Source organism: Bradyrhizobium sp. NBAIM01 (assembly GCF_020194115.1).
GTDB classification, from domain to species: Bacteria; Pseudomonadota; Alphaproteobacteria; order Rhizobiales; family Xanthobacteraceae; genus Bradyrhizobium; species Bradyrhizobium yuanmingense.
This window is the reverse complement of sequence record NZ_JADYVU010000022.1, coordinates 12,680-29,267: the sequence shown is the minus strand read 5'-3', so window position 1 is coordinate 29,267 and position 16,588 is coordinate 12,680. Positions and strand designations below refer to the sequence as shown.

At 64.4% G+C, this 16,588-nt stretch carries 13 protein-coding genes; 5 read left to right on the top strand and 8 right to left on the bottom strand.

Annotated features, from left to right (window positions below; translation table 11 throughout):
• Positions 1-4 precede the first annotated feature (4 nt).
• Positions 5-646 carry a tetratricopeptide repeat protein gene (locus tag I6F31_RS34475; protein WP_192893321.1) on the bottom strand — a complete coding sequence of 214 codons (642 nt, stop codon included), beginning with the start codon at positions 644-646 and terminating at the stop codon, positions 5-7.
• A gap of 135 nt (positions 647-781) precedes the next feature.
• On the bottom strand, positions 782-1,720 hold the full coding sequence (gene htpX, locus I6F31_RS34470; protein ID WP_036037078.1) for a zinc metalloprotease HtpX: 939 nt from the start codon (positions 1,718-1,720) through the stop codon (positions 782-784).
• 287 nt (positions 1,721-2,007) lie between these two features.
• Here htpX and I6F31_RS34465 point away from each other — a divergent pair, with 287 nt between their 5' ends.
• Positions 2,008-3,354: an HlyD family secretion protein gene (locus I6F31_RS34465; protein WP_225186891.1), complete on the top strand. Its 1,347-nt coding sequence runs from the start codon at positions 2,008-2,010 to the stop codon at positions 3,352-3,354.
• The gene (locus I6F31_RS34460; protein ID WP_074448122.1) at positions 3,351-5,291 is read left to right on the top strand and encodes a glycosyltransferase; all 1,941 of its coding nucleotides are present in this window, start codon (positions 3,351-3,353) and stop codon (positions 5,289-5,291) included. The genes I6F31_RS34465 and I6F31_RS34460 overlap by 4 nt, the downstream gene beginning before the upstream one ends.
• A 39-nt stretch (positions 5,292-5,330) precedes the next feature.
• Here the strand turns inward: I6F31_RS34460 and I6F31_RS34455 are convergent, their stop codons facing one another.
• The gene (locus I6F31_RS34455; protein WP_225186890.1) at positions 5,331-7,655 is read right to left on the bottom strand and encodes an AI-2E family transporter; all 2,325 of its coding nucleotides are present in this window, start codon (positions 7,653-7,655) and stop codon (positions 5,331-5,333) included.
• Positions 7,656-7,936: 281 nt separating this feature from the next.
• On the opposite strand from I6F31_RS34455, the gene I6F31_RS34450 reads away from it, so the two are divergent.
• The 3 genes from I6F31_RS34450 (at position 7,937) to I6F31_RS34440 (ending at position 11,286) form a co-directional block, all read left to right on the top strand.
• Positions 7,937-9,232, top strand: a complete 1,296-nt coding sequence (locus tag I6F31_RS34450; protein ID WP_225186889.1) for a lytic murein transglycosylase — start codon at positions 7,937-7,939, stop codon at positions 9,230-9,232.
• Between the two features lie 270 nt (positions 9,233-9,502).
• Positions 9,503-10,006, top strand: coding sequence for a DUF1993 domain-containing protein (locus tag I6F31_RS34445; RefSeq protein WP_036013837.1), 504 nt, complete (start codon positions 9,503-9,505; stop codon positions 10,004-10,006).
• Positions 10,007-10,185: 179 nt separating this feature from the next.
• Complete coding sequence (locus tag I6F31_RS34440; protein WP_225150149.1) at positions 10,186-11,286, top strand: alkene reductase; 1,101 nt, start codon at positions 10,186-10,188, stop codon at positions 11,284-11,286.
• A gap of 219 nt (positions 11,287-11,505) precedes the next feature.
• Here I6F31_RS34440 and I6F31_RS34435 read toward each other — a convergent pair whose 3' ends face one another.
• The 5 genes from I6F31_RS34435 to I6F31_RS34415 all read right to left on the bottom strand — a co-directional run bounded on the left by I6F31_RS34435 (position 11,506) and on the right by I6F31_RS34415 (position 16,584).
• Entirely contained in the window at positions 11,506-13,248 is a 1,743-nt protein-coding gene (locus I6F31_RS34435; protein ID WP_225186909.1) for an ABC transporter substrate-binding protein, read from the bottom strand.
• A gap of 130 nt (positions 13,249-13,378) precedes the next feature.
• Positions 13,379-13,708 (bottom strand): DUF2160 domain-containing protein, encoded by a 330-nt coding sequence (locus I6F31_RS34430; RefSeq protein ID WP_036013844.1) that lies wholly within the window; start codon positions 13,706-13,708, stop codon positions 13,379-13,381.
• A gap of 10 nt (positions 13,709-13,718) precedes the next feature.
• Positions 13,719-14,525, bottom strand: a complete 807-nt coding sequence (locus tag I6F31_RS34425) for a carbohydrate ABC transporter permease (RefSeq protein ID WP_036013847.1) — start codon at positions 14,523-14,525, stop codon at positions 13,719-13,721.
• On the bottom strand, positions 14,525-15,499 hold the full coding sequence (locus I6F31_RS34420; protein WP_036024799.1) for a sugar ABC transporter permease: 975 nt from the start codon (positions 15,497-15,499) through the stop codon (positions 14,525-14,527). Before I6F31_RS34420 ends, I6F31_RS34425 begins: the two co-directional genes overlap by 1 nt.
• Positions 15,499-16,584, bottom strand: a complete 1,086-nt coding sequence (locus tag I6F31_RS34415; RefSeq protein WP_225150147.1) for an ABC transporter ATP-binding protein — start codon at positions 16,582-16,584, stop codon at positions 15,499-15,501. The genes I6F31_RS34420 and I6F31_RS34415 overlap by 1 nt, the downstream gene beginning before the upstream one ends.
• Positions 16,585-16,588 lie beyond the last annotated feature (4 nt).

The following is a 16,588-nucleotide window of genomic DNA, read 5'->3' as shown; positions in this document are numbered from 1 at the left end:
ATCCTCATCTTCGCGGCGCGGCCACCAGTGTCGGCTCGGCGCTGGCGAGTTCCGCGAGCTTGGCGCGCGCGGCCTCTCGCGCGCGACCGTCCTTGCCGGCGGGCAGCGCCAGCGCGGCCTCGAAATCGGCGCGGGCGTCGTCCGTCTGGCCGCGGGCGAGGAATGCAAGGCCGCGGTCGAGACGGGCCTGCGCATCGGTGGGGTCGAGGCGGACCGCCGTGCTGTAGCTCAGGATGGCGCGGTCGAGATCGCCCATTGCGGCGAGCGCGAGACCGCGCTGGTGATAAGGTGCCGCGCGCTTGGGATCGTGCGCGATCGCCTCGTCGTAATCCGCAATGGCAAGCTCGAAGTCGCCGTTCTGCCGGCGCGCCAGCGCCCGGTCGCGATAGAGCGAAGCGCGGTTGGGATTGAGGTGGATGGCCTCGTCGAAATCGGCGATCGCCCGCTTGAAGTCGCCGTGACGCAGCGCGATCCGTCCACGTCCCGCATAGGCGAAGGCGATCAGCGAGCCGCGCAGCGGCGAGAAGCCGATCACGGCCGAGCAGATGTCGGGATCATCCTCGTCGCCGCAATTGACGACCATGTGCGTGGACAAGCCGACGAGCACGCAAAGGACGATCAGCAATGGTACGGCAATTCTGGTCATCTTCGACGGTGGCCGGCAGCGCGCCAGCCACCCATCCCCTTTCGAAGGAATGGTCACGCCGAGGAGTTAACACTGGTTGGGGACCCCCCTGTGTGCGCCAGATCACAAAGCCAGACGCAATCCTTGCCGGCTCCGTCAGCCCCAGGGACTACGACGTGAGGAGGAGCGGCCCCACGGCCCGCGCGGTGGATAGTTCTCGTTGGCGCCGACCGACGGCGCCGCGCGCGCGCCGAGCTCGGCCGCCAGTTGCTGGAGCGCGGCGACGCGGTTCTGCGTCGAGGGGTGGGTGGCGAACAGGTTGTCCACCCCGTGGCCCGACAGCGGATTGATGATGAACATGTGCGCGGTCGCAGGGTTTCGCTCGGCCTCGTAGTTCGGGACCTGGTGCGCAGCGCCCTCGATCTTCACCAGCGCAGAGGCCAGCCACATCGGCTGTCCCACGATGCGCGCACCGAGATTGTCGGCGGCATATTCGCGGGTCCGGCTGATCGCCATCTGCACCAGCATGGCACCGAGCGGAGCGAGGATCATCAACAGGATCGAGCCGATGATGCCCGGACCGCTGTTGTTGTCTCGATTGCCGCCAAAGAACATGCCGAACTGCGCCAGCATCGAGATCGCACCGGCGATGGTCGCGGTGATCGTCATCAGCAGCGTGTCGTGATGCTTGATATGCGCGAGCTCGTGCGCAATCACGCCGGCGAGCTCCTCGCGGCTGAGCTGGTTCATTAGACCAGTGGTGACGGCGACCGCGGCGTTTTCCGGATTGCGGCCGGTGGCGAACGCGTTGGGCTGGATCTCATCCATCACGAACACGCGCGGCATCGGCAGGCCGGCACGGCCCGCAAGCTCGGCGACGAGGCCGACCAGCTCCGGCGCGGTCGAACGATCGACCTCATGGGCGCCGTACATCGACAGCACCATGCGGTCGGAGTTCCAGTAGGTGAAGAGGTTGGTTGCGGCGGCAATGACGAGCGCGATCATGGCGCCCGAGGCGCCTCCGATCAGATAGCCGACGCCCATGAACAGGGCGGTCAGGCCAGCGAGCAGCATTGCGGTACGAAAATAGTTCATGGCCGTCTCCTGGGGCGGCCGCGGGCGAACCTCTGGCCGGCACCTTCGAAGTATGAATGCGGCCGCCGGCTGCAAGGTTCGTGCGTCGTGGAGCCGCAGACGCCAGCGGCGCCAGCCAGCCTTTCCGCCGCCACTAAAGCTTGACCGGGATTTGCGCAAAAACACACGCAGAGGCTTAGCAACCTGGAAAGCGCAATTTCCGCATAACTCGCGGTAACCGGGCACGCGGCATTGGCCTTGTGCATTGACCGGGTTCCCGTTGGCCTCCCGTCAGCAAGGTGACCGCCATGGTAGACCGCTCGAGCGCCGCCTCCGTCGCCCCCTCATCCGCCCCCTCCCCTCACGACGCCAGAACTGATGCGAAGGGTTTGCAGGACTCCCTGCACGAGCACCTCTTCACCAATGACGAGTCCGACCATGCTTCCACGACGCAGAGCGGGCAAGAATCGGGACGCCGCTGGCCGTATTTGCGGCGCGGAGCCAAGGTCGCGATCGGGCTCGCCATCGTCGCCGTGTTCGGCTGGCTGCCGCTGCGCGCGATCTGGGAAAATTCGAGCGTCGAAGCCGTGCTAAATTCCCGCCTCGTCACCTTGCGCACCCCGATCGGTGGCCGCGTCGCGGCCGCCCAGCGCGCCACTGACCAAGCCAAGCTCGAAGCCGGGACCGTCGTCCTGCGCGTCTTCAACTCGCGCGGCGATCGCACGCGGCTCGACGATCTCCGGCGGCAGAAATCGCGCCTGGAGAACGAACGGCCGAGCCTTGCGGCGAAGCTCGCTTCGGCGCAGGCGGCACAAAAGGATCTGGCGCGGCAGGCCGCGCTGTTTCGCGACGGACGCGTGCTCCAGCTCGAGGCCCGCATCGCGGAGATCCAGACCTCGATCGAGGCGGCGGCGGCGCGGCGGGACGAGGCCAGTGCCGCCGTCGAGCGCGCCTCCTCACTGGCAAAATCGGGCAATGTCTCGACCGTCGAACTGGCACGTCTGACGCGCGAGCTCTCCGTGTCGCAACAGACCGAGCTCGGTGCGCGCAAGCGGCTGGACGCGGCCAAGGTCGAGCTCGCCGCGGCACGGAACGGATCCTTCCTCGGCGACAGCTACAACGACCGGCCAAGCTCGGTTCAGCGCGAGGAAGAGATGCGCCAGCGTGCCGGCGACCTCGAGGCCGATCTCGCGCGCACCGACACGGAGATCGCCTGGCTCGCCAACGAGATCATCGTCGAGGAGGTTCGGTTCGCGGATCTCACCGAAGCCAACATTACGACACCCGTCGCAGGCCGCGTCTGGGAAATGATGACATCGCCGGGCGAGGACGTGCAGGCAGGCCAGCCGTTGCTCAAAGTGCTCGATTGCAGCGGCGCCGTGATCACCGCCAATGTCACCGAGAACGTCTACAACCGCCTGCAGCTCGGCGACCACGCGACGTTCGAGCCCAATGACGGCGGCGAGCCGATCTCCGGCACCGTGGTCAACCTGACCGGCGCTGCCGGTGCGCCGGCCAATCTCGCCATCAATCCGGATGCGCTGAGCAAGGAGCCCTATCGTGTGACCGTGGCCTCGCGCGATGCCGCAGCTCGCGCCTGCACGGTCGGCCGCACCGGCCGCGTGGTGTTTGCGCGGCACGAGACCGCACCGTGACGGCGGCGCTGACGCCCGGCCTGATCGCGCTCGGCGCCTTCATGGCTATCGTACCGCTGCTGAGGCGCGACAGCACGATGGCACGCTCGTTCCTGGCCATTGTGTCGGTGACCTTGCTGCTGCGCTATCTCTATTGGCGGATCATGTCGACGCTTCCGCCGCCGCGCCTGACCGTCGATGCCGTGATCGGCTACCCCTTCATGCTGCTGGAGGCGGCCTCGCTCGTCGCGGTCGCGTTGTCGCTGCTGTTCCTGAGCCGGACGCGCGACCGCACCGGCGCAGCGAAGGTCGACGGCCGCACCACCGATCCGGGCGCACCGCTGATCGACGTCTTCATCTGCACCTACAACGAGGAACGAGGGATCCTCGAGCGTACGATCATCGGCGCGACGGGCATGGACTACGGCAATTACCGCGTCTGGGTGCTCGACGACGGAAGACGGCCCTGGCTGCGGCGGCTGTCCGGCGAGCTCGGCTGCCACTATCTGACGCGGCCCGACAACCAGCACGCCAAAGCAGGCAACATCAATCACGCACTGAGGCATGTCGGGGCGCTGCCGGAGCGGCCGCAGTTCGTCGCCATTCTCGATGCGGACTTCGTGCCGCGGCCCGATTTCCTTGCGCGCACCGTCTCGCTCATGGACGATGCGTCGGTCGGCGTGGTCCAGACCCCGCAGCACTTCATCAATCCCGACCCGATCCAGACCAACCTCGCCGCGACCGACGTCTGGCCCGACGAGCAGCGCTTCTTCTTCGACATCCTGCTGCCGGCCAAGGACGCCTGGGGCGTCGCGTTCTGCTGCGGCACCTCCTCCCTCATCCGCTATTCCGGACTGATGCGGATCGGCGGCTTTCCGACCGATTCGGTGACGGAGGACTATCTCGTCACGCTGCGCCTCAAGGAGCGCGGACTCAATACGATCTATCTCAACGAGCGCCTGACGATCGGGCTCGCGCCGGAAGGGCTGAAGGAATACATCACCCAGCGCGCCCGCTGGTGCCTCGGCTTGATGCAGATCGTGCGCGGCCGCAGCGGACCGCTCTCGCGGGACTCCAAGCTGCCCTTCATCGACCGCCTCTCGCTGGCCGACGCCTTCATGAGCTGGTCCGCGGTCTACACCTCGAAAGTGGCGGGCCTTGTGGTGCCCTGGCTGTTCCTGCTGTTCGGCATCCAGGCGGTGCGGGCCGATCTGAGCGAGCTGTTGCGGGTCTTTCTGCCCTTCTATGTCTGGAACGGCCTCAGCATGGCCTGGCTTTCGCGCGGCCGCTCGCTCGCAATGATGACGGATGTCTCCCAACTGATTGCCGCGCCTGCCGTGCTAAAGGCGGTGGCGACCGGCCTGCTGAAGCCGAAGGGACACAAGTTCAAGGTCACCGCGAAAGGCGGCGACCGCGACCGACGCTTCGTCGAATGGCCGCTGCTGCGCATCTACGGCTGCGCACTTTTCATCACGCTCGCATCGATCGCCTATGCCTTTATCCTGCAGCAGCGCGGCGAGAACATCGCCTATGGCGGACTGGCGCTGGCCTGGAGCTTCTACAACGCGTTCATCCTCACCGTGGTCTGCTTCGTCTGCATCGAGCAGCCGCGCAAGCGCAAGGCGGAGCGCTTCAATCGCAATGAGCCGGTGCTGCTGCGCCAGGACGGCAGGTCGCATCTGGCTCGGCTCGCCGATATCTCCATCACCGGTGCGCGGCTAATCGATCCCGATCCGCCGGCGCCTGGGAGCACCATCGAGTGCCAAATCTACGGCCGCTCGATCGCGGCCATCGTGGTGCGGCGGACCATTGATGGATTTGCCGTGCGGTTCGCGGAAGGCATGGACACGCGCGTGCATGCAATCAGGGCGTTCTATGCCGGCGAATATGTTCGGGCCTATCGGGGCGTCAGGGCGCTCCCGGTCGGTAAGGCGCTGCTGATGCGGCTGTTCGGCTAGCGCCACGCACTGTTAGCGGCAAGGTCGGCTTCCTCGCCGCTAGGGGGCGGGATGCACCTCTCTCGAGCTATCCGACTCGACGCCTGTGGCCACTCGAGCGCTCTGGATATCGATCATCAATTGCTTCGCCATCTTCTGCAGGCGGTCACGATCCCGGTCGGTGAACTCACGCGGCTGAGTATCGATGACACAAAGGCAGCCTACAACATGACCGGATGAAGTCCGGAGCGGGACCCCCGCGTAGAAGCGAATGCCTCGCTCCAGCACATGCGGATCGTCGGCGAAGCGCGGGTCTTCGGTCACATCCTCCGAAACCAGCATATCGCCTGCAGCGATCACATGCGCGTCGAGGGAGCCCTCGTGATTGCTCGGCAGACCTGCTTGAACTTCTTGGGCGCGGGCTTCAGCGGCGGTTAGCTGAATATGATCGACCAATGTCACCAGCGCGATCGGAACGTTGAACGCTTGCGCGACCTTTCTGGACGCCTCATCCAGGTCCTGGCGTTTCGAGGCGTCCAAGCCAAGTCCGCGCAGCGCGGCGAGCTGCGCACGTTCGGCGTCGGCCGTGAGCTGGGGCGTATCGCCGAGAGCTGCCGCGCGACCGACCCATGCTTCAACCTGCTCGACGCATGCTTGGAGAGAGGCGAATGCCGCGTCGGCCGCCATCTGGGTCTTGAGCTCTCCCGTCTGTTCCGTTCCGGCGATCAAATTCCAGCAGCAGGCGGCAAGCTTCACCTGTGGAGCCCGACGGCGCAGGCGACGAAAGACATAGCGGGCGTAGACCTGCGGCTGCGGGTGAAAGTAGGACAGACACACCACGTCGACCCCCTGGAGATCGAGTTGCTCCAATGCTCCCCGACTGACCGCGATCGGCGGCAAGACCTTGGCGCCGATGGTGCGCTCCTCGAGCACCTGCGCGAGCATCTCCGCCGCTGCATGATCGAGCTCCGTGCGTCCAGCGAGACAGAGGACGCATGGTCGCTGCGCGGTGTGATTTCCCTCGTCCACTGCATTCGCCTTTTCGCGGATGTGGTCATCAACCTCCCGGACAACCGAGATAGCCGTATCCGCAACGAGACGCCGGTAATTGGTGTCGATGCTGCTGCGCTGACGATCATTCTCCGCCAGGCGCAGCGCCGGAATTCCGACGTTGTCGTACAGCTCGCGCGAGGAACACTCGTCGACATAGTTCTCGGCGAACTCAACCGCCTCCTCCAGATTGCCGGCCAATAGGCGCTGGTAGAGTTGCTCCTCCGGCGCGAGCACAGGGTCGCTGCCGAGCAGAACGCCCAAGAACTCCAACTGCGGGACGTAGCGCCCCATGACGACAAGGCAGACGGTCAAAGGTGTCGCCAGAAACAGCCCGACGGGTCCCCACAGCATCGTCCAGAAGATCGCGGCGATGATAATTGCGAGGGACGACAGCCCGGTGCTGGATCCGTAAAGCCAAGGCTCGACAACATTGTTGCTGACGAGTTCAGCCGTAACGAACAAACCGACGACCCAGAACAGCATCGTCCAGCCGGGATCGACGGCGATGGCCAGGGCAACGGGAAATATAGCAGCCAGGAAAGGACCGAGGTAGGGAATGAATCGAAGTACCGCTGCGAGCAAGCCCCAAAGAATCGCGTTCGGCACGCCAACAAAGTAGAGTGCAACACCGATCGGCACGCCGTAAGTCAGATTGACAACAAGCTGCATCAGCAGATAGCGGCTGACCCGCGAGGCAGCATCGTTGATGGCCTGAGTACTCTTCTGAAGGTCACCGGCTCCGGCTAACTTGATGAATCGGTCGCGCAGGTCTTCGCGCTCGAGCAGCACGAAGATCACGAAAATGACGACCAGCCCGGAAGTCGCAAGCGGCGCCAGCAATGGACCTATGACCGATCGAATGAGCTCCAGCGGTCTCGGCTGTGGCGGCTCCACCCGCACGGTGACAGGCTCCCGACTCTCACTGCCGGTGCCAAGCCGGGAGGATGCAGCCGCCGACTTTTTCTCATCTCCCGAGATCTCTCTGCCGAGATCCTGCATCGTCGTGGTAACGGCGTCGACGACCCCGCCGCCCGGCGCAGAGCTTTGCAACGAGCGGATCTTCTCGGTGATGGTGGTCTGATAATTGGGAAGGTTGCTGGCGAGTTGGACCAGTTGGCGCCCAACGACCAAGGCGACCCCTGCGACGACGATGAAGGCAATGGAAACGGCAATTAGCACCGCTGCAATGCGGGGCACTTTCCAACGTCTCAGCCAATTGACCAAGGGCGTGAGAACGAAGCTCAGCAGGATGGCAAGGGCAAAGGGAACGAAGATTTCCCGGCCGAGATACAGGGCTCCGATGGCTAGGACGATGCCGCCGGCCGTGAGCATGGGCGAGGTTGCGGCTCGCACGGCCGGTGTTCGTTGCGTCGACGCCGGAGGCAACTCGGCCACAGATCGAGCCTTTCCGTAACGGTTTCGACAGGTCAACCCCGATTCGGCGGGATTGATCCAACCGAGCCGATGGCTTGATTTCTGAATACATGCCCCTGCGCACCAAGGCGGGCGACCTATCGTCCTCCAGATCAGGTGCAGGGTGGGGATGGCCTGGGGCGGCCGCTTCCCCTAAACTTCGGCCGAATCCACGCCTGCCCTTCCCCGCCGGAACCCCCATGGTCCAGACCCGATTTCCGATCGCGGCCCTCGCGCTTATCGCATGCACGGCCACGGCATCCGCCCAAATGCTTCCGCCTCCTGCCAAGCCCGCAGTGCCGAAGGCCGCCTCGCCGCGCGCCGCCTCGTGCCACAATGGCGCGAGCTTCGATCGCTTCCTGACCGAGGTGAAGCAACAGGCGGTGGCCGCCGGCGTGTCGCAGCGCACGATCGCGGAGGCATCGCCCTATCTCGTCTACGACCAGGGCATCGTCAACCGCGACCGCGGCCAGCGCGTGTTCGGACAGCTCTTCACCGAATTCGCCGGCCGCATGGCCGCGGCCTATCGCATGCAGAACGGGCAGCAGCACATCAAGCAATACGCCGCGGCGTTTGCGCGCGCGGAAAAGGAATACGGCGTGCCGCCCGCGGTGATCGCCGCGTTCTGGGGCCTTGAGAGCGATTTCGGCGCCAACATGGGCAATTTGCCGACGCTGAAATCGCTGGTGTCGCTCGCCTATGATTGCCGCCGTTCGGAGATGTTCGTGAACGAGACCATCGCGGCGCTGAAGATCATCGACCGCGGCGATCTGCATCCCGACGAGATGATCGGCTCCTGGGCCGGCGAGCTCGGCCAGACCCAATTCCTGCCCGTGCACTACGTCAACTACGCGGTCGACTTTGACGGCGACGGACGGCGCGATCTGTTGCGCTCGCCGGCCGACGTGATCGGCTCGACCGCGAACTACATCGCAAACGGATTGAAGTGGCGGCGCGGCGAGCCGTGGCTGGAGGAGATCAAGGTGCCGCCGAACCTGCCGTGGGAAAAGACCGATCTCACGATACGCGAGCCGCGCTCGACATGGGCGCAACTCGGCGTCACCTATCCCGACGGCCGGCCCTTCCCGAACGACAATCTCGCAGCCTCCGTGCTGCTGCCGATGGGACGCTTCGGGCCGGCCTTCATGGCCTATCCGAATTTCGCGGCTTACACCGAGTGGAACAACTCGCTGATCTACGCGACCACCGCGGGCTATCTCGCCTCGCGCATCGCCGGGGCCGCGCCGATGCGCAAGCCGGCTGCGCCGGTCGCGCAGCTGCCGTTCAACGAGCTCAAGGAATTGCAGCAGCTGCTGGTGCGCGCCGGCTTCAACGTCGGCAAGGTCGACGGTGTGCTGGGGCAGCAGAGCCGCGCCGCGGTGAAGGCGACGCAGATCAAGTACGGCCTACCGGCGGATTCCTGGCCGACCGCCGAGCTGCTTGCGCGCATGCGCGGCGGCACGGCGCAGGCGCCGCCACAGACGACGGTGCGCTGAATAACTATCCGTGGTCATTCCCCGCGAAGGCGGGGAATCCAGTACGCCGCGGCCTGACGGTTCAATCACAACTGCCTCGGAGTACTGGATCGCCCGGTCAAGCCGGGCGATGACAGCGAGGGTGTGGCGGCGATGACGGCGAAGACGGTGGCGCGATGGAATTTTCGCATCGCACAAGTGGCTTTCCGCGATTGCAATTTTCCATGAGGCTCCCATGTGAGTGGCTCAGGTTTTCTCCTGAGATTTCCCACCCTTTGAAGCGAGCATCACATGTCCTTCTACGACGCCGTCGTCCCCGCTTATTTGCAGATGCTGAACAGCGTGACCGGGCTGCTCACCAAAGCTGAGGCGCATTGCGCGGCCAGGAAGATCGATCCCAGCGTCCTGCTCGGCTCGCGCCTCTTCCCGGACATGCTGCCGCTGTCGCGGCAGATACAGCTGGTCAGCGACTATCCGACCAGAGGCTGTGCGCGGCTGACGCATAGCGAGGTCCCCTCGACGCCCGACACCGAAACGAGCTTTGCGGAGTTGAAGCAGCGGCTGGCGAAAACGATCGACTATGTCAAATCCTTCAAGCCCGAGCAGTTTGAGGGCGCCGACGCCAAGGACGTCACCTTTCCGATCGGCCCCGGCAAGACCATCACCATGACGGGACAGCAATTCCTGAGCTCGTTCTCGCTGCCGAACCTCTATTTCCACGCCGCGATCGCCCACGGCATCTTGCGTCACAACGGCGTTGAGATCGGCAAGCGCGATTTCCTCGGCGCGAACTGATTTCTGAAATCGCACGGCCGCGACAGTGGGATTTCACTGTCGCAGCCGACATTGCACACGAATTATGCTACGCGCGCCCTGCCGCGCAGCTCGTCTGCACTTTGCGTATGGCTCATCCCTTGCGCCCGATGCCGCGATGCACAATTGTTCGAGACCTCTCATCGCCTGGAAGCATTCCCATGAGCCGTTCGACCAAATTGTTTGAGACCTACAAGCTCGGTCCCATCACGCTGGCCAACCGTCTGGTCATGGCGCCGCTGACGCGCAACCGCGCCGTACCCGGCACCTTCGTGCCCGGTCCGCTCGCCGCCGATTATTACGCCCAGCGTGCATCCGCGGGCCTGCTGATCACCGAGGCGAGCCAGGTCTCGCAACAAGGTCAGGGCTACCAGGACACGCCCGGCATCTATAGCAAGGAGCAGGTCGCCGGCTGGCGCAAGGTCACCGACAAGGTGCATGAACGCGGCGGCAAGATCTTCATCCAGCTCTGGCATGTCGGCCGCATCTCGCATGTCGATCTGCAGGCGAATGGCGCAGCCCCGGTGGCACCGAGCGCGATCCGAGCCAAGGGCAAGACCTTCGTCAACGGCGGCTTCGCCGACGTCTCCGAGCCGCGCGCGCTCGAGCTCTCCGAGATTCCCGGGATCATCGACGACTTCAAGCGCGCCACGAAGAACGCGCTGGAATCCGGCTTCGACGGCGTCGAAATCCACGGCGCCAACGGCTATCTGCTCGAGCAGTTCGCCAAGGACGGCGCCAACAAGCGCACTGATGCCTATGGCGGCTCGATCGAGAACCGCGCGAAGCTGATGCTGGAGGTCTCCAAGGCCGTCGTCGCCGAGGCCGGCGCCGGGCGCACCGGCATCCGCATCTCGCCGGTGACGCCGGCCAACGACATCTCGGATTCCAACCCGCAGGCCCTGTACGATCACATCGTCGACGGCCTCAGCGCGTTGAAGCTGGTCTATCTCCACGTGGTCGAGGGCGCCACCGGCGGGCCGCGCGACATCGCGCCGTTCGACTATGCATCGTTGCGCAACCGCTTCTCGGGCGCCTACGTCGCCAACAATGGCTACGATTTCGACCTCGCCAGCAAAGTGCTGGAGGCGAACGCCGCCGACCTCATCGCCTTCGGCAAGCCGTTCATCTCCAACCCCGACCTGGTCGAACGCTTGAAGGCGGGTGCGGCGCTGAACGACTGGGACAAGAACACCTTCTACGGCGGTGGTGCGAAGGGCTACACGGATTACCCGACGCTGGCGGCCGAGCCGGCGGAGTAGGTTCTTCTCCACACATGACGCTGGTCATGCCCCGCGAAGGCGGGGCATCCAGTACGCCGCGGCTTCTCGGTTCAACCACGACCGTCTCTGGAATAATGGATTGCCCGCCTTCGTGGGCAATGACACCGAGGGTGTGAAAAACCCTCGCACCACAACGACAAAAGAAAAAGGCCGGGATCGCTCCCGGCCTTTCGTGTTTGATATCGCTCTAAGCGCCGCTTACTTCACTTCCGCGCGCTTGGGCGGAGTGGCGGGCCACGACTTGATCAGGGTGTCGTAGTCCACCGTCTCGCCCTTCGGCTTCTCGTTGGCGAGCTTGCGCTGTGGCGCGATGGTGCCGTCCTTCTGGGCCTTGGCGAACCAGTACTCGGCCGACTCCTTCTTGTGCAGCTTCGGACCGCAGGCGCCCTGCACGCCGGACTTCTCCAGACGCTCCAGCACGGAGTCCTGGGCCGCCGCGAGAGCATCCATCGCCTGCTGCGGCGTCTTCGCACCGGACGACGCATCGCCGATGTTCTGCCACCACAGCTGCGCGAGCTTCGGATAGTCGGGCACGTTGTTGCCGGTCGGGGTCCACTGCACGCGCGCGGGCGAGCGGTAGAACTCGATCAGGCCGCCGAGCTTCGGCGCACGCTCGGTGAACGACTTGTCCCAGATGTCGGATTCACGGATGAAGGTGAGACCGACATGGCTCTTCTTCAAGCTCACCGACTTGGAGACGATGAACTGGAGATAGAGCCAGGCTGCCTTGCGGCGATCCGGCGGAGTCGACTTCAGCAGCGTGGCGGAGCCAGCGTCCTGGTAGCCGAGCTTCATGCCTTCCTTCCAGTAGGAGCCGTGCGGCGACGGAGCCATACGCCACTTCGGCGTACCGTCCGCATTCACCACCGGCAGACCCGGCTTCACCATGTCGGCAGTGAAGGCGGTGTACCAGAACATCTGCTGGGCGATGTTGCCCTGCGACGGCACGGGGCCGGACTCGGAGAAGGTCATGCCCTGCGCCTGCGGCGGGGCGTACTTCTTCATCCAGTCGAGATACTTCGTGATCGAGTAGACTGCGGCCGGACCATTGGTGTCGCCGCCACGCTCCACCGCAGAGCCGACCGGGCGGCAGCCCTCCATCCGGATGCCCCATTCGTCGACCGGCAGACCGTTCGGAATGCCCTTGTCACCGTTGCCGGCCATCGACAGCCAGGCGTCGGTGAAGCGCCATCCGAGCGAGGGGTCCTTCTTGCCATAGTCCATATGGCCGTAGACCTTGACGCCGTTGATCTCCTTGATGTCGTTGGTGAAGAACTCGGCGATGTCTTCATAAGCCGACCAGTTCACGGGCACGCCGAGCTCGTAGCCATACTTGGCCTTGAACTTGGCCTTGTAGTCGGCATTGGTGAACCAGTCGTAGCGGAACCAGTAGAGGTTCGCGAACTGCTGGTCGGGCAGCTGGTAGAGCTTGCCGTCCGGCCCGGTGCCGAACGACTTGCCGATGAAGTCGTTGACGTCGAGCATGGGGTTGGTGACGTCCTTGCCCTCGCCGGTCATGTAGTCGGAGAGCGCAATGGTCTGGCCGTAGCGGAAATGCGTGCCGATCAGGTCGGAGTCGTTGATCCAGCCGTCATAGACGTTCTTGCCCGACTGCATCTGGGTCTGCAGCTTCTCGACGACGTCACCTTCCTGGATGAGATCGTGCTTGAGCTTGATGCCGGTCAGCTCGGAGAATGCCTTGGCGAGCGTCTGCGCCTCGTATTCATGAGTCGTGATCGTCTCGGAGACGACGTTGATCTCCATGCCCTTGAAGGGCTCGGCGGCCTTGGCGAACCACTCCAGCTCCTTCTTCTGGTCTTCCTTCGACAGCGTCGAAGGCGTGAATTCCGCGATCCACTTCTGGATCACGGCCTCGTCGGCGGCGCGAACCGGCGCCGAGACGGCGAACGACACCGCGATGATCGCAGCGGCGCTGGACATGGTCAGAAAACTATTCTTGGTCAATGGACCTTTCCTTCTCCTAAACTGTCGCATGTTGTTCCTCCGTTGCAGCGACAAACTTTTATACAGGCCCGGGTTGGTCCCGGATCTGGCCGTCCCTTCGCAAGCTTCAGACCGTGCGGAAAATGAGCGCGGCCGTGACCAGCGAAATTCCTGATGCGAGCCACAGGCTCGAGATTTCAAACCCCTCCTCGCCGATAGGCAGCGTAGCGATCGCGTCGGTGCCGACGAGGCCGATCCACGCGAGGTGGATGACGGCGGCCGCAATCAGCGAGATGAACAGGCGGTCGCCGCGCGTGGTCGGGATGCGCAGCACGCCGACACGCTCGGCCTCGGGATAGACCGCGGCGAGCCAGGTCATCACGAGAAGCGTGCAGGCGAGCGCGGCGAAGAAGATCGCGGTCGGCAGCGTCCAGGCCATCCATGCGATGGATTCCATTGATGCCTCCTCAGACGCGGCCGAGCGCGAAACCGCGCGCGATGTAGTTGCGGACGAACCAGATCACCAGCGCGCCCGGAATAATGGTGAGCACCCCGGCGGCGGCGAGCAGGCCCCAATCCATGCCGGCCGCCGACACCGTACGCGTCATGATCGCTGCGATCGGCTTGGCATGCACCGACGTCAGCGTGCGCGCGAGCAAGAGCTCGACCCAGGAGAACATGAAGCAGAAGAAGGCGGCGACGCCGATGCCGCTCGCGATCAGCGGCACCAGGATCTTGATGAAGAAGCGCGGGAAGGAATAGCCGTCGAGGAACGCGGTCTCGTCGATCTCGCGCGGCACGCCGGAGACGAAGCCTTCGAGGATCCACACCGCGAGCGGCACGTTGAAGATGCAGTGCGCGAGCGCGACGGCCCAGGGGGTGTCGAACAGGCCGATCGCCGAATAGAGATTGAAGAACGGCAGCGCATAGACCGCCGCCGGCGCCATGCGGTTCGACAACAGCCAGAAGAATAAATGCTTGTCACCGAGGAAACGGTAGCGCGAGAAGGCGTAAGCCGCCGGCAGCGCCACGGCGATCGAGATGATGGTGTTGAGGACGACGTATTCGAGCGAATTGATGTAGCCCGAATACCAGCTCTCGTCGGTGAAGATGCGCTTGTAGTGCTGCAGCGTCGGAGTGTGCGGCCACAGCGTCATCGTCGAGACGATCTCGCTGTTGGTCTTGAAGCTCATGTTGACGAGCCAGTAGATCGGCAGCAGCAGGAAGATCAGGAACAGCCCCATGATGAGGCGACGGCCGGGGATCGAATGCATCAGGCCACTCCTTCCCTTGGCTCGAGTGCGGGCACGGGCTTGAGCGCGGCCGCGGGCTTGGGCTCCGCCGCCGGCTCGCTCGAAGCCTGGACTTTGCGTTCGACACCGGCATTGGTCATGACGGTGTAGAAGATCCAGCAGACGATCAGGATGATGAGGTTGTAGACCAGCGACAGCGCCGCGGCCTTGCCGAGGTCGAACTGGCCGAGCGCAATCTTGACCAGCTCGATCGACACGAAGGTGGTGGAATTGCCGGGCCCGCCACCGGTGACGACGAACGGCTCGGTGTAGATCATGAAGCTGTCCATGAAGCGCAGCAGCACCGCGATCAAGAGCACGCGGTTCATCTTCGGCAGCTGGATCGCCTTGAACACGGCCCAGCGCGAGGCGCCGTCGATCTGCGCGGCCTGGTAATAGGCTTCGGGAATCGACTTCAGGCCGGCATAGCACAGCAGCGCGACGAGGCTGGTCCAGTGCCAGACGTCCATCACGATGACCGTGAACCAGGCATCGACGTCGTTGGAGACGTAATTGTAATCGAAGCCCATGGCATTGAGGACGTAGCCGAGCAGGCCGATGTCGGGACGCCCGAAGATCTGCCAGATGGTGCCGACCACGTTCCAGGGGATCAGCAGCGGCAGCGCGAGAATGACGAGGCAGGCTGCGACGGTCCAGCCCTCGCGCGGCATCGACAACGCGACGACGATGCCGAGCGGCACCTCGATGGCCAGGATGACGAGCGAGAAGAACAGGTTGCGGCCGAGCGAGGCGAGGAAGCGGCCGCCGAGGTCGGTGGAGGGATCGAGCAGCTCCTTGAACCAGCCCACGCCGTTCCAGAAGAACTGGTTGTTGCCGAAGGTGTCCTGCATCGAATAGTTCACCACCGTCATCAGCGGCAGCACCGCCGAGAAGGCGACGACCAGGAACACCGGCAGCACCAGGAACCAGGCTTTTTGGTTGACGGTCTTGTCCATCAGGCGGCTCCCTCCACCAGAAGGCTGTCGGCATAGACGTGGACGTGCGACGGATCGAATTTCAGCCCGGCGGTACCGTCCGCGCTGGTGAAGCCGCCAGGAGCGCGCGCCGCGAGCTTGGCGTCGACGACGCGCACGCGCGCGAAGCGGATGCGGCCGAGATCGTCGATGCGCTCGATCCTGGCGGTGAGCAGGCCAGGTGCGGGCGCGACCACCTCGACGAATTCGGGACGGACGCCGATCTCGATCTTCGCCCCTGCAGGCAGGTTGTCGTAGCTGCGGTTCAGCGCGATGACGTGGCCGTCGATCCTGGCCTCGCGCCCCCTCACCTCGGCCGGCAGGATGTTCATGCCGGGCGAACCGATGAAATAGCCGACGAACGTATGCGCCGGCCTGTCGAACAGCTCGGCCGGCGTGCCGCTCTGCACGACGCGGCCGTCATGCATGACGACCACGGTGTCGGCGAAGGTCAGCGCCTCGGTCTGGTCATGGGTGACATAGATCATCGTGAGGTCGAGCTCGCGATGCAGCGCCTTCAGCTTGGAGCGGAGCTGCCATTTCAGCTCGGGATCGATCACCGTCAGCGGCTCGTCGAACAGCACGGCGGCAACGTCGTTGCGCACGAGACCGCGGCCGAGCGAGATCTTCTGCTTGGCGTCGGCGGTCAGGCGCGTGGCCTTGCGGTTCAGATAGGGCTCGAGATCGAGCAGGCGACCGATCTCGGCGACGCGCCTGTCAATGTCGGCCTTCGGCACGCCGCGATTCTTCAGCGGAAACGCCAGATTCTCCCCCACCGTCATGGTGTCGTAGATCACCGGAAACTGGAACACCTGCGCGATGTTGCGCTTCTGGGTTGACAGCGGTGTGATGTCCTTGCCGTCGAACAGGATCTTCCCCCGCGACGGCGTGATGATGCCGGAGATGACGTTCAGAAGCGTGGTCTTGCCGCAGCCGGAGGGGCCGAGCAGCGCATAGGCGCCGCCCTGCCGCCAGGTCATGGTGACAGGCTTGAGCGCAAAGCTCTCCTGCGGCGCATCGTTGCCGCCGTAGGAATGGGCGAGATCGACGAGGTCAATGCGGGCCATGGCG